This is a genomic window from Gallaecimonas zhanjiangensis (assembly GCF_057624825.1).
In genome coordinates, this window is sequence record NZ_CM172603.1 from 3,922,026 (window position 1) to 3,935,193 (window position 13,168).

Below are 13,168 nucleotides of genomic sequence, written 5' to 3' on the forward strand. Positions count from 1 at the left end.
GTTGATGCAAAGGCTCTCAAGGGTCATTTCAAACCTCAAGTAGTCGTGCACAGCGGGCCTTTAAGCCTTCTAATATGGCGTTGCTAATAGCGGTAGGGAAATCGGCGGGTAACTGCCGTGCCACGCGCGGGATAACGGCATCAACGGCGCCAGCCAATTCCTTCAGAATTGCTTCCATCGCGGTACGCTCAAACCCCACGGCTTTGGCCGTTTGCAAGAAATGGCGCGGGAATATCTGTTCAATGGCGTACTTCTTTCCCTTGCTGCCTTTCAGCCCCATGGCAAGCTTGGCATCCCTTCGGTTGAGGCCCCGGCCACCAAACACCGGGTACACAGACAGAATGTCGTAAAAAGGGGTAAGACGAAAACGCCCTTCTGGCTCAATGAACACGGAAAAGTTCTTGGCATGGCCATCGGTAGCCGCCAGCAGCCAGAACAATACTTGTGCCTTCATGAAATGGTAACGGTCCTGCTCTGCGTTGGCTGAACCCAGCAGGTACGCCATTATCTCGCTGATCCCAGGGCCGCCTTGGGTTTCGTATTTTCGGGCCGACGGCACATTCAACACTTGGCAAAAATCTTCCTGGGGCAGCCGCATGATCCAACTGCCGTTGGAGGCATAACGGCGGTCAAAACGTTCGACAGCCAAGGCTTTGATGTCACCCACTTGCACCATAAAGCAATGGGGCACCGGTAACCCAAACTCTCTTGCCAATAAGGCACAGAGATATTCGTTTTCGACACTGTCTGACAAATCGAGACTGTATGAGTGGCTCTCTATCTTGCCGATGGGCAACTTGAGAATATGGGTTGTGGGCGTGGTGCCTTTGGGTTGGCACCAGCGGCCGTCTTTGAACAGCAGGGCGGTTTTTTCCTGGGCACCGGCCAAGGAGATGCGAAAGTCTTCAATGTCCTCAATCATGCCCAAAGGGGCGCCAGCCTTGTAGCCAGTGAGTATCTTGGCCAGTTCCTGGTCGGACAATTCCTTGTAATCGATGGTGTGAATGTCACCCGGTGCAGCATCTTTAGGTAAGAGTTGTAGCGCCCCCACGGTATCAGCGCCAACCCGCGCTAAAAGGTCAAACGGCTGGGTTGAGTCGGCATGATAACGGGCCAGAATACGGTTCCGTATCTCTGGGCTGTCCGGCAGCAGATTATCGAAGAAGTTGTAAGCCTCATCGCCTCGATAAGGCTGGCGCCGCAAGGGCATGGAGAGTGATATGGGACGGCTGCCAGGCTGATTCAGCCAGGCCTCTGCATATTGGAATGAATGGGCGCCAGTGCCTGCACGGCTGAAAACGCCCACCTGATAGCCATTCATGTAGACATTCAAATCAGCCATTACCACTCCTCTTTCCAACCCTCAGAGCTTTGGGTATCGCCATCCAAGCTACCTCGGGGTTTGACTTCCAGCTCCAGATTCAGCGCTGACAAGATCTTGAAGAAGGTTTCCAGCTTGGTTGTGCCCGGCTGGCGTTCAAAGCTGGAGACAGTGTCCTGGCGGATCCCCACCTTACTGGCCACGCTTCCTTGGGAAAGGTCTTCTAAGAGGCGCACATCTCGCAAGTAGGCGCTGAGCTGCTTGGCATTGGTGATCTTCATATCGCGACATCCGACTGGCTAGATGTTTTCAATTTACACGCTTAAACAGGTAAATCAAATTTTACACGCTACAGAAGGTAAACACACCACTACACGCCACACCGTGTAATCGAATTGCTACCGGTTATAGAAGGTGATCTTTACATAACCAGCAATATGTTGAGCCGTTCAGTGAGATACGGATGATGCTTTTCCACCGTAATGTTGAACAGCACGAGGTAATAACGCTTTGGCTTAATCCGCCGGCGGACTATAAAGCTCGGAGATCAAATGCCGTTTTGGCCCCCAATCCAGCCCGCAAAAAGGCACATATGGCACAAATGATCCCTTTTTAAATTTCGCGTCCTGGTGCAAATCGTTGCGAATAGTCCTTAGTGGATCACATGAAAGATAACCATTTGATCCAAAAATGGTTGTTTTCCAATGCTCGCCAAGGTTCATTAAGTGAACAAACACCATTGAAAAAGGGATCAAAATGGTCACTTTGACTTTTTTTTTGGCACACGGTCAGAATGCTCAGGCTTTGGGAGGTGGGGTGGAGCCAACTCACCACGCTAAATAGTGATGTGCCATCCCATCCAGCTGTGCCTTGGTTTTCTCCCACCCCGGCATCACTTGCCCCATCAGCCGGTAGAAGCGTTCGCTATGGTTATGCTCGGCGATGTGGCAAAGCTCGTGCAGGATCACATAGTCAATGCATTCGCGAGGGGCTTTAACCAGGTGGGGGTTCAGGGTGATACGGCCATTGGGAGAACAACTGCCCCATTGGGTCTGCATGGTCAGTATGCGCAGTGGCGGACGTTCATCTACCCATAGTGCCTGCTCCAGCATGGCATTGAGGCGCTTTGCGAAAAGCTCTCTGGCGCGGGCTTTGTACCAGTCAGCCAGCAGGGCTTTAACCTTGTCGGCTGACTTCGTTCGTACAGAAACCTCCAGCTTGCCGCGCAACAGCTTTACGCTTTGAACCTGTTCTGGGGCCTCTATCACTTTCAGTAGGTATTGTTTACCCAAGTAGTAGTGGCTCTCGCCACTTATGTACTGGCGGGGAGTGGTGAATTCAAGCTGCTTGCGAAAGTCACGCAGCTGCTCGTATATCCAACGGCCCCGTTTTTTTACAGCGGATAGAATGGCTTCGTTGTCAGCGCCTTCAGGAGCAGATGCGATCACCCGGCAATCGGGATGAACCTTAATTAATATCTTGCCTGTGGCTTGCGAGCGCTTTTCTCGCTCAAAAGTGATCTGCTCGTCGCCGTAGCGAAAGTGCATGGTCTGGTTATGAGGCTTTATCGGCACATTCATTAACTTACAACCCGCTCAAGCCCACACGAGTGATCTGCACAATCATCTCAACAATCTTCTTGGCCTGGTCCATGCCGCCACCAATGGCTTTGCATTCCTGGAACATTCGCGGCAGTAACTTTTTACGGATGTCGGCTTCGATGTTTTGCGGGTTGATGGAGTGTTCGGCAACGGACGTTTCTACCGCCTGGTCGATTTCAAAGGCAACTTTGACCCACTTATCCTGTACCTGCTGATCAAGCACGGCTAACACTTCAGGCAGCACTTTCTTGAATACACCGAAGTAGGCCTGGGCGTGGCGATTGCCAGCAAACACATCGGGAATGTCCCCCAGACGCCTGTCCTGTACTTGCTCTTCGAACTCACGGAACAGCATGTACTGTTTCAGTGGGTGGTCGAACAGCTTTTCGGCTTCCTCAATGGCTTGACGCAACAAGGCTGAGAAGGCTTCCTGAGCGTAAGGGTCATCCCGTAACTCCTGCTCAATCATGCGGGTTACGCGGGTCTTGATGATGTCGGTTTCGTTGCGGGTTTTATCTTCGCTCCAGTCTTGTGGCTGCGTCGATTGGCCCATCTTGCCCACTTCATACACGCCGTCGGGCTCTTTGACCTGTACACCCACCACATGCTTATCCAGCAGCTTTTTCACCTGGTCGGCGTATTCGTCGTAGTCGATTCTTTCGCCAGCATCTTGCTGCACCAGTTGGCGTAGACTGGAAAACTGCTTCACCGTCTCTTTGTAGTGGCGGCGGTCGGCATCGCTAAAGCTTTTATCTTCAAAGAAGGTGGCCGATTGCAGGGCGACTTTCAGGCAACTGGCGAAGGCCGTCAGTGCTTCGTAAAAGTCTTCTCGCACCTTCAGGTGCACATCGACCAGCTCATCGTCCCGCGCTTCGATTTTGGGTACCAGAACCTGGCGCAACTGTTCGATATCGTTCTTGTTTTTGATGCCATCGAATATGGCCCAGAGCTGCTTATAGAGCTGCGGCAGGCGCTTGTACTCGGTACTCATCTGGTTGTAGAGGCCAGCAATATCATTGATGTCGTAACCGCCCTGGGTACGGGAGGCCAGATCCTGATACTTGGCGATGGTGGTATCCAATTCCGCCAGAATGCCGCGATAGTCGATGAGCAGGCCAAACTGCTTCTTCGGATGCAGGCGATTTACCCGTGCAATCGCCTGAATGAGATTGTGCTCTTTCAGCGGTTTGTCTATATACAGCACAGCGTTTTTCGGCTCATCGAAGCCGGTGAGCAGCTTATCGACCACGATAAGGATCTTCAGAGAGTCATCTTTGTCGAAGCGTTCAATCAGATGTTTGGTGTAAGCCTGTTCGTCCTGGCTGCCAACGTTGTCTTTCCACCACTGGGTCACTTCCGGCGTGGCAGCTTCATCTATGGCGGTATTGCCTTCACGGCTGTCCGGGGGGCTCATTACCACGGCAGATTCAAACAAGCCTGCCTCATCCAGGTACTTTTTGTATTTGATGGCCGACAGCTTACTGTCGCAGGCCAGTTGGCCCTTTAGACCGTCGTCGATGTTTTTAACGAAGTGGTTGGCGATATCCAGGGCAATCAGGCGGATACGGTCATCCGCGCTATACACCTGGCCTTTTTTGGCAAACTTGCGCTTCAGGTCGGCCTTTTGTTCGTCTGAAAGCCCCTCGGTGATGCGTTCAAACCAGCTGTCGATGGCGCGTTCATTCACGTCCAAGTCGGGAATGCGCTCTTCGTACAGCAGTGGCGTTACGGTCTTATCTTCCACGGCGCGTTGCATGGTATAGGCGTGGACAATGGGGCCAAATTTATTGGTGGTCTTATCGTCTTTTAGCAGCGGGGTGCCGGTAAAAGCGACGAAAGCAGCATTGGGCAGCGCCTGCTTCATGCGGATGTGGTTTTCACCGCCTTGGCTGCGGTGGCCTTCGTCAATCAGCACAATCACATCTGCGCTGTTGTTTACGCACTCCGGCAGTTTGGTGGCGGTATTAAATTTTTGAATAAGCGAGAAGACAATCCGCTCAGTGCCTTTGCCGATCTGTTCGGCCAGGCGTTTGCCAGAGGTGGCCATGGCGGCGGCTTTGTCCTTCTTACCGGCCAGTTCACCACCTGAGGCAAAGGTTTTGCTGAGCTGGTCTTCCAAATCTACCCGGTCGGTCACCACCACAATGCGGCATTGTTTCAGGCTGTCGTGCAGGATCAGCGCCTTACTTAAAAACACCATGGTGAAGGACTTGCCCGACCCCGTGGTATGCCAGATCACGCCGCCTTCACGGCCGCCGGTGCTGCTGCGAGTATTGATGCGCTCAATCAGTCGTTTGATGCCGAACACCTGCTGGTAACGGGCAACGATTTTGCCGGCCTTTTTATCGAACAAGGTAAAGTAACGGGTCATCTCCAACAGTCGGGCAGGGCTTAACAGGCTGATTAGCAGTTGATCTTGCCCGGTCACCGCCAACTCGCCCCCCGCGACAAGGCTTTGGTACCAGTCCAGGTCCTTTGCCGGGCGATGGCTGAAGAGGTTTGCCAACTGCGCGTCGTTGAGCGCTTTGTTCTTGGTGGTGTGCATCTGGGCATCACTGATGTCCTCTTCACGCCAGGCGGCCCAAAACTTAGCGGGCGTGCCACAGGTGCCGTAGCGGCCATCATTACCGTTAATGGACAACAGCAGCTGGCTGTAGGCGAACAGCAGCGGGATTTCGTCATGGCGCTGGTTACGCAGGCTTTGGGAAATGCCTTCGTCAATGGTGGGGCCTTTTTTAGCATTGCCATCGGGGCGTTTGGCCTCAATTACCACCAGCGGAATACCGTTTACAAAGCACACTATGTCGGGCCTGCGCTTATCTTGAAATGAAGAGCCGACGCCGCCAGAGCGGGTAACGGTAAACTCTTCGGTAAACACAAAGCTGTTGTTGGCCGGGTTTTGCCAGTCAATCAGCGCAACCGTCGGGCTGGCCTTTTTACCCTCCACAAACTCGGTCACGCTGATGCCATACAGCAGGTGATTGTACAGGCGCTCATTAGCCGTGAGCAGGCCCTCATTAAGGGCAGGGCTGCACACCTCGGCAATCAGGTTATCGATGGCCTTTTCAGACAGCGAGTAGCTTTTGCCAGCAAAGGTGAAGGTGCGCTTTTGGAGTTCACTGCGCAGCACCTGGCGTAAAACCACCTCATCGGCCTTGCCGCCCCGGGCGGCAAGGGCCTGTTCAGGAGAGAGGAAGGACCACCCCAGGTTGGCCAACAACGTCAGCGCCGGCAACTTGGCACTGTATTCTTCCTGAAATTTGGGGGCTGGTTTACCGCGCATTCTTAATCCTTTTGCTGTGTTATTGCCTTTGGTGGCTTTGAACGAGTTGGTCAGTTATCCAACTCAATGCCTTGCTGTGCCAGCCATTGGCGGCCTTTCGCTGTTATTTGGTAGGCCTGGTCGGGGTGGTTGACCACTTCGGTATGGAGGTAATCGAGCAACCCTTCTTGTTCTCGTAACTTGTTCAAATGGATCGTTTTCAAAGCGGTTACGTTTTTTCGGCGCAACTGGCTGGCCAGTTGTTTTGCCGTGAGCGGCTTTATTGCACAAAGCCAGACGATCACCGGCCAAAGGTTTTCTTTGCGAGCCTTGGGAGTGAGTTGGGCAAGGCGCTGGCGCAATGCTGAAGGCAGGTCACTCGTATTTGCGCCAAGGTCACTCGTATTTGTGTCGAGGTCACTCGTATTTGCGCCGAGGTCACTCGTATTTGCATCGTTGGCTGCAAAGAGGGGGAGATCGCTGAGTTCTGATAGTCGGTAGTAAGTTGCAGGCCCCGCTCCGCCTTTTACCAGCAGATGGTACTGGTGGTGCAAACGACCCAGTACCTGGCTGGCAGCAAGCGTGTCCAAGCCCGTTATGGCGCGCAGGCCAGCGTTGTCGATTGCGCCGGTTTCCTTGGCCAGGATCAGCGCCTTGGCTTCGTCGTTACTGAGCTGAAAATGGCCAAACTGCTTCAACCAGCCCAGTTGTTCTTCACCTAATAACTGGTGCAGCAAGTAGGTGGCCGTAAACTGGTTATCCAATACCTTGCTCAAAAATACCGGCGCGGTAAGGCCGGCTTTTTCAAGCAAGCCGCGCATGGTGCGAATGCCAGATCCCTTGGTTTCAGCAAAGCTGATGTCATAAAGCACGGCAGCCAACACCGGGTTACGCAGTATTGAACCTACTTCTCCCAGGCTGGCCTCGGGCTTGAGAGAATAACCGGCGTTATGGATCTCAATACGGTTGCTATATCGCACCACCGATATCGGCTGATTAACCTGGTAATCCCTGTGCATCACGGTATTAACCACCGCTTCGCGGATCACTTGCTGCGGCAGCAGAGGCTGGTCGGTGCGTTGGGTTCGCCCTTCTTCCAAGCGAAAATGCCGAGGGAGATCATCAACAATGGTCGCCTCAAGCCTGGGTATCAGCCGCAGCAGCGGCTCACGCAGGTCCAGTGTGGTCTGGAATCGCTGCTGGGGGTCTTCCACCCATTGGGTGCCGGCAATGCGTACATAATCCACCCGCGCCGCAGGCAGTAACCGCCTTAAGGCTAAAGGCTTACCCAATAGCAGCAGGCCGGCAATGTTGGGTAGCCAATGATTATTGCGTTTCTCAACCAACCTCAGCGCCCGTAGCATCTCCTGGTCGGGTGCTTGCAGTTCGGGGGCGTTGGGCCGCACCTTAGCGCGTAAGGTGCGATAAAGGGCAATGGCTTCTGGGTCCAAGTCGTCCCATTCGGCATCGGGTGGCACCACCAACTCATACCCCAGGCCACTTTTGGCCAGTAGTAGCGGTTCCAGTTCGGTCTGGGTGCATTCGTAGTCGCCGTTGGCGCTGCGCCGCCAAACGCCGCTTTTACGCTTGTTTTTACTGTCGAAGCGGCCTTTGAAGGTACAAGGCTTGGCGGCAGGCGCCAGTTCAGGCACAAAGACAACCAACACTTTCTTGCCTTCAAGCAACGCCACCTCGGCCTCGAAGGGAATGGGCTGTTCAAACTGCTCGCGGCAGTTGGCTTGCAGGTTACCCAGCAGTTGGTCGCTGTTGTTGATGCCACAAACCGTAAAGCTTTCCCGAGCATCGCTTGGCTCATCCACACCCAGCAGTAAATACCCCCCGCCCAGGCCCGGCTCGTTGGCGAAGGCGCAGATGCTTTGCATCACCGACGGGCCTATTTCGCCGCCGCGCTTTGCCTCAATACGGGCGCACTCGTCCAACTCTCTTAACTGGGCCAGTAACTGCGCCGGGGTAAACTCCATCATGCCAGGGGGCTCTCCTTGGTAAAGGGCGTATAGGCTAATCAGTATTGATATGCCTGCTACTGGCCGACTCAAGAGTACGGCCTTGATAGTCGTGTAGCGTCATCCCTTGTTCTGTTTTCCAGTCCAGCCAACCATTTGATGTTCCTAACAGCAAAAACATTGAGGCGCCGCTGGGCGTTTGAAACAGGTGGTCACGTTGAAACACAAAACGGTCGCCTTGCTGTGCAATTACGCCCTTGGCTAACAGTTGGTCACGTTTATCAAAGTAACGTTGCTCGGTTTTGCGTTTTGTCGTCATGGGTGCCGAAGAGCCCTTGAGTACCACCATACCTTCATTGGTGTAGACGCCCCTGGCATCTACTTTTGCGCGGCTGCAAATGAACACATGCTCGCCGTTGGCTGCTGCGGTCTCGGTCAGTGATTCAAACAGCGGGTAGCCCAAGGTGGCTAACAATAAACTGCCAATTTCATGTATTTCGTCACAGTCGGCTTTTAAGGGAATGGGGGTATGGGGCCGCTGCCCGCCATTGCCATTAAGCAGGTTATAACGTTGGCAGCTTTTGGCTTTTTCAATGGCCAACGACTCTAAATACAGTACGTGGGTTTGGGTGAGGTTGTTGGTGAGCGATACCAATACCAAGGCGCGCTCCCAGTCTTTTGTTTCATCTTTATGGTGTTGCATGAGCCGGCTACCCACCTCGCCCGACTGGCCAATGTACACTTCATCTTTGTTGTCGCCGGCAACCAAGAAATATAGCCCCACCTGTTTGGCTTCTGGCATGGCGATAAATTCAGCAATATCGCTACGAGGCACTTCTATTAAGCGAATAATCGAGGTGGTCTGCTCGGCAATGCGAATACCGGCAGGGTCGCCTGTAGGCAGAAAAATTTGAATGGTGCGTGGGCGTTTGGGCGTGCTCATGCGGCCTCCTTACCATCAACTTTCACCCGGCGTTTACCCGTCAGCAGCTGCTGCATTAGGGCATTTTTCTCTTTCTTGAGGGCATACAGCTTGTGTTGCAGAGCAGAAATCTCCTGATCAGCAATTGATAGCACAGCAGCAATTTTTTGTTGTTCATCTATTGGTGGCAGCTTAAACGGAAGGCCGCACAGTGCGTCGAATCCAACAGAATCACGTACAGAGCCTTGTGTGCTTCCTGCTATGCGCTGCTTGGCTTCATTGGTACTCATCCAGCTCATAAAGTAATCACTGCTAAGAAGCTTTTCATTCACACTAAAAACAACGTACATTGGGCTTAGTAAGCCTTCATCATAACTATCTAAACGTGCAAATGAGCCGACATTGAGTCGCGAGGGGTTGTAGCCATACTGTCCCTTTTTAACAACTTTGTAGTTGCTTACATCGTCGCTTGCGACGCGTTTTGAAAACTGGTCTTCTGGCAAAACAAAGCCGCTATGGTTTGTCACGCTCAGTACTCGAACTATCGAGTTACTCTTGTTGCGCGATTTTTCCTCACGTAAGACAGTCTTTAAGCGTATGTCCCTCCACTCCCCACTAAACCTAACCCCATTTTTATCCAATAGGCGTTTTTTGCCGGTGAGCAGTTGTTGCATCAGGGCTTTTTTCTGCTGCTGGCTGTTGGTGAGCAGTTGTTCGGTGGTGGTGATGGCCTTATCCCAGGTAGAGAGGATTTGGGCGATTTTCTTTTGTTCGGGTAGCGGGGGCGTGGTTATTGGCGTCTTTTCTAGAATTCCTTTGTTGATTTTTACCATTGTGCTACTGCTACCAGCAGCGCAATTTTTAAAATATGTTCTGACTTTCGAGCTTTTCAATTGTTGCTCAATAAAAGACTTGTCCGCTTTGCTTTGATCTATGCGAAAGCGCATCATCAAGTCTGGATATGAACAATTTTTGACTTCACCTCCAAAACGAACAGATCTTCCGACTTTGTCTGGAGTGTTTGAGCGACTAACTAAAAAATCGTCTTTTTCTAAGATATTTTTCAAAACTTTATCTTGTGGAACCACAGGCTTAATTTCTGAGGTATTAATTCCTTCCTCTCCCAGTGCCCCTAAGCCTAGTACCCAGTAACCTGTGTCTGAATCAGCTGGATTAGGTGAAAAGCCGTTCTTAATTGAACCTTCTAGTATGTCTTTTAATTGCGAAACCTCCCACCCCTTAGGCACCATAACCCAACTCCTCCAGATACTTGGCCATTTCGGTTTCCAGCTTGGTCAGTTGTGCTTTAAGTTGTTCACGCTCGGCACGCACCACCATCAGGTCGATTTCTTCCTCTTCTTCAAAGGTATCGACATAGCGGGGGATATTGAGGTTGTAGTCGTTGTCCTGGATTTCTTTCAGGCTGGCCACATGGGCGTATTTATCGACATTGGCGCCGCCGTTGTAGGTGGCAACGATTTTCTTGATGTTGTCGTCGGTGAGCTGGTTCTGGTTTTTACCCGGCTTAAAGTCGCGGCTGGCGTCGATAAACATCACTTTGTCGTCGAACTTGTCTTTACGGAACACCAGGATGGCGGCGGGAATGCCGGTGCCAAAGAACAGCTTTTCCGGCAGGCCGATCACGGCGTCAAGGAGGTTTTCGTCAATCAGCTTTTGGCGGATTTTACCTTCGCTGGAACCCCGGAACAGCACGCCGTGGGGCACCACTACCGCCATGCGGCCGCTTTTGGGTTTGAGGGTTTCAATCATGTGCAGGATGAACGCATAGTCGCCCTTGGTTTTTGGCGGTACGCCCCGGCGAAAGCGGCTGAACTTGTCGTGCTCGGCTTCGTCATGGCCCCATTTATCCAACGAGAACGGCGGGTTGGCGGTAACGATATCAAACAGCATCAGCTCGCCGTTTTTGTCCAGCAGTTTGGGGTTACGGATGGTGTCGCCCCATTCGATTTTGTGGTTGTCTTCGCCGTGCAGGAACATGTTCATCTTGGCCAGCGACCAGGTAGAGCCAATAGCCTCTTGCCCGTAGAGGGCGTATTGCTTACTACTGTGGTTGGCCACCACCTTGCGGCCACACTTCATCAGGAGGGAGCCAGAACCACAGGCCGGGTCGCAAATGCTCATGCCGGGCTCGGGGTCCAGCAGCTCGGCGATGAGGTCTGAGACCTCCGGCGGGGTATAAAACTCACCGGCTTTCTGACCGCCGCTGGCCGCAAAGTTTTTGATGAGATATTCATAGGCGTTGCCGATCACATCCAGGGTGCCAACGCGGCTGGGCTTAAGGTTTAGCTCCGGCTTGGCAAAGTCTTCCAAGAGGTGGCGCAAAATGGTGTTCTTTTGCTTCTCTTCGCCCAGTTTGTCGGTGTTAAAGCTGATGTCCTGGAACACGCTTTTACCGGCGTCTTTGAGTTTGGTGCCGTTGGCTTCTTCGATGGCGTGCAGGGCTTGGTCAATGCGCTCGCCGTTACCGGGTTCATGGCGGTGCTCCCAAAGGGCGTAGAAGCTGGATTGCTTGGGCAGCACAAAGCGCTCGTTTTTCATCATCTCTTCGATGAGCTGTGGCTCGTCGCCGAACTGGGCTTTGTACTCGTCATAGTGGTCTTGCCATACATCGGAGATGTACTTCAAAAACAGCATGGTGAGGATGAAGTCTTTGTAGGTGTCGGCGCTGATGGTGCCGCGAAAGGTATCGCAGGCGGCCCACAGGGCTTTGTTAATGCTGTCTTGGTTGATTTTGTCGTTAGCGATCATGTGGTTACTACTGATTCCGTACTCGTGATGTTGGGCTTTGCCCTGATGGGATGGTGTGCTCCACCGGGCTTCAGCATTGAGGGCAGCGATAGTGGCCGGCATGAGGCACAGGCCGTCGAGTCTGCTACTCTGATTTGCCCAATAAGCTGCTAACACTGAAGTTGCCGCCGGCCTTAAACAGGTCTGGTTGGTGCTTAGCGGCTATTAAACCACGCCTGGCCAAAATCGTCATGAAAGGGTGCCGATGGCTGGCATTAGTCTCACACTTTACACGGTCACAAAGCTGCCCATGCGCGCCTTCACAGTGCAGAGGTAGCGCCGCCAGCTCTACATTCAGCACAGAGCATCGTCCAAATCGAAGGTCAGTATCCAGAGGCTAAGCCCAGCACGGTCGTGGCATAGTGATTTTGGCCTCCCGCATAGTCAGGGTGGCTTACAACCTACATAGCAATACGGGGTTTTCTATGTTTTCACTGGCAACATGCACAGGCTTCCTTGTCTTCTATACAGATGAACGGTCAAGTCGCCAGGTTAAGCTGGTGACCAATAAGCCGTCACTGCTGGGAATTAACCACCCAACCAGCACTTATCAGGATTCGCCTTGATACTACTGGCTCCAAAGGCCTTGGCCTGGCCGCGTTCTTTGGACCAATTCTTGGCAAGGTAACTGGCGCGATAAATCGCTGGAGCATAGGTATCGAACTTGCCCCTTTCTATCAGGTAAGAGCTGTGCTTCGGTATGTAGTGATGGGCATCTGAGAACGTTTTCCAAAGGTCCGTGATGATGCGATTAATGTTCGTGGGCCATCGGACCTTATGGCCATTGGCCAGCACCACCAAGTGGTAATGCTGTTGGTCCGCCAGGTTTTGCTCTCGGCACCACATTAAAGCAACCTGTTTAAGACCCAGTTCCTTAGCAAGTTGTGCCTTGAGCCGGATCTGAAAGTCACTCAGCAGCTTGTTGCTGTGGGTGTAACGTCGCATCTTAAGATCTGCCCTGACCATGATGACCCTTGAATAGTGACTGAGCATGGCAGCGAACTGCTCAACGATACGCGCCATGTACTTTTTATTGATTCCACTTTCAAAGCGCATGACCGGCAACATCAGTTCCTGATAGGGAAAGACATCACAGCGCTCATGCGAGAAATCAAACATCAAAGGGCCTATACAAGCAGGTCATATTATTAAATACCTGCGCTTAGCTAGGAGAAAAAACGCCTGAAAGGCACGCCAGATGTGGCATAAAGCAGCTTTAGGCTTTCAAAAATTAGCGGGGAGCGATGACATTTGGTTGCATCTTGTCGCAAAGAAAAGGGCAGCCTGAGC

Annotated in this window: 9 protein-coding genes; all 9 read right to left on the minus strand. The window is 52.5% G+C overall.

Going from position 1 to position 13,168, the window contains the following annotated elements:
* Positions 1 to 28: 28 nt before the first annotated feature.
* The 9 genes from AC22G1_RS18480 to AC22G1_RS18520 all read right to left on the minus strand — a co-directional run bounded on the left by AC22G1_RS18480 (position 29) and on the right by AC22G1_RS18520 (position 12,997).
* A complete protein-coding gene (locus AC22G1_RS18480; protein WP_487314653.1) occupies positions 29 to 1,342 on the minus strand; it encodes a type II toxin-antitoxin system HipA family toxin in 1,314 nt (437 codons plus the stop codon).
* On the minus strand, positions 1,342 to 1,602 hold the full coding sequence (gene relB, locus AC22G1_RS18485; protein WP_487314654.1) for a type II toxin-antitoxin system RelB family anti-toxin: 261 nt from the start codon (positions 1,600 to 1,602) through the stop codon (positions 1,342 to 1,344). Before relB ends, AC22G1_RS18480 begins: the two co-directional genes overlap by 1 nt.
* Before the next feature lie 546 nt (positions 1,603 to 2,148).
* Positions 2,149 to 2,901 (minus strand): M48 family metallopeptidase, encoded by a 753-nt coding sequence (locus tag AC22G1_RS18490; RefSeq protein WP_487314655.1) that lies wholly within the window; start codon positions 2,899 to 2,901, stop codon positions 2,149 to 2,151.
* 4 nt (positions 2,902 to 2,905) lie between these two features.
* Positions 2,906 to 6,205, minus strand: coding sequence for a type I restriction endonuclease subunit R (locus tag AC22G1_RS18495; protein WP_487314656.1), 3,300 nt, complete (start codon positions 6,203 to 6,205; stop codon positions 2,906 to 2,908).
* A gap of 50 nt (positions 6,206 to 6,255) precedes the next feature.
* Positions 6,256 to 8,169, minus strand: coding sequence for an RNA/DNA-binding domain-containing protein (locus AC22G1_RS18500; protein ID WP_487314657.1), 1,914 nt, complete (start codon positions 8,167 to 8,169; stop codon positions 6,256 to 6,258).
* A 34-nt stretch (positions 8,170 to 8,203) separates the two neighbouring features.
* Entirely contained in the window at positions 8,204 to 9,091 is an 888-nt protein-coding gene (locus AC22G1_RS18505; protein WP_487314658.1) for a GIY-YIG nuclease family protein, read from the minus strand.
* Positions 9,088 to 10,320, minus strand: coding sequence for a restriction endonuclease subunit S (locus AC22G1_RS18510; RefSeq protein ID WP_487314659.1), 1,233 nt, complete (start codon positions 10,318 to 10,320; stop codon positions 9,088 to 9,090). Before AC22G1_RS18510 ends, AC22G1_RS18505 begins: the two co-directional genes overlap by 4 nt.
* On the minus strand, positions 10,310 to 11,839 hold the full coding sequence (locus tag AC22G1_RS18515) for a type I restriction-modification system subunit M (protein WP_487314660.1): 1,530 nt from the start codon (positions 11,837 to 11,839) through the stop codon (positions 10,310 to 10,312). Before AC22G1_RS18515 ends, AC22G1_RS18510 begins: the two co-directional genes overlap by 11 nt.
* Positions 11,840 to 12,406: 567 nt before the next feature.
* Complete coding sequence (locus AC22G1_RS18520) at positions 12,407 to 12,997, minus strand: YagK/YfjJ domain-containing protein (protein WP_487314661.1); 591 nt, start codon at positions 12,995 to 12,997, stop codon at positions 12,407 to 12,409.
* Positions 12,998 to 13,168 lie beyond the last annotated feature (171 nt).

Bases quoted from the DNA above. Each gene is read 5' to 3' on its own strand.
- AC22G1_RS18480 (WP_487314653.1), bottom strand. From the start codon at position 1,342: ATGGCTGATTTGAATGTCTACATGAATGGCTATCAGGTGGGCGTTTTC.
- relB (WP_487314654.1), bottom strand. From the start codon at position 1,602: ATGAAGATCACCAATGCCAAGCAGCTCAGCGCCTACTTGCGAGATGTG.
- AC22G1_RS18490 (WP_487314655.1), bottom strand. From the start codon at position 2,901: ATGAATGTGCCGATAAAGCCTCATAACCAGACCATGCACTTTCGCTAC.
- AC22G1_RS18495 (WP_487314656.1), bottom strand. From the start codon at position 6,205: ATGCGCGGTAAACCAGCCCCCAAATTTCAGGAAGAATACAGTGCCAAG.
- AC22G1_RS18500 (WP_487314657.1), bottom strand. From the start codon at position 8,169: ATGATGGAGTTTACCCCGGCGCAGTTACTGGCCCAGTTAAGAGAGTTG.
- AC22G1_RS18505 (WP_487314658.1), bottom strand. From the start codon at position 9,091: ATGAGCACGCCCAAACGCCCACGCACCATTCAAATTTTTCTGCCTACA.
- AC22G1_RS18510 (WP_487314659.1), bottom strand. From the start codon at position 10,320: ATGGTGCCTAAGGGGTGGGAGGTTTCGCAATTAAAAGACATACTAGAA.
- AC22G1_RS18515 (WP_487314660.1), bottom strand. From the start codon at position 11,839: ATGATCGCTAACGACAAAATCAACCAAGACAGCATTAACAAAGCCCTG.
- AC22G1_RS18520 (WP_487314661.1), bottom strand. From the start codon at position 12,997: ATGTTTGATTTCTCGCATGAGCGCTGTGATGTCTTTCCCTATCAGGAA.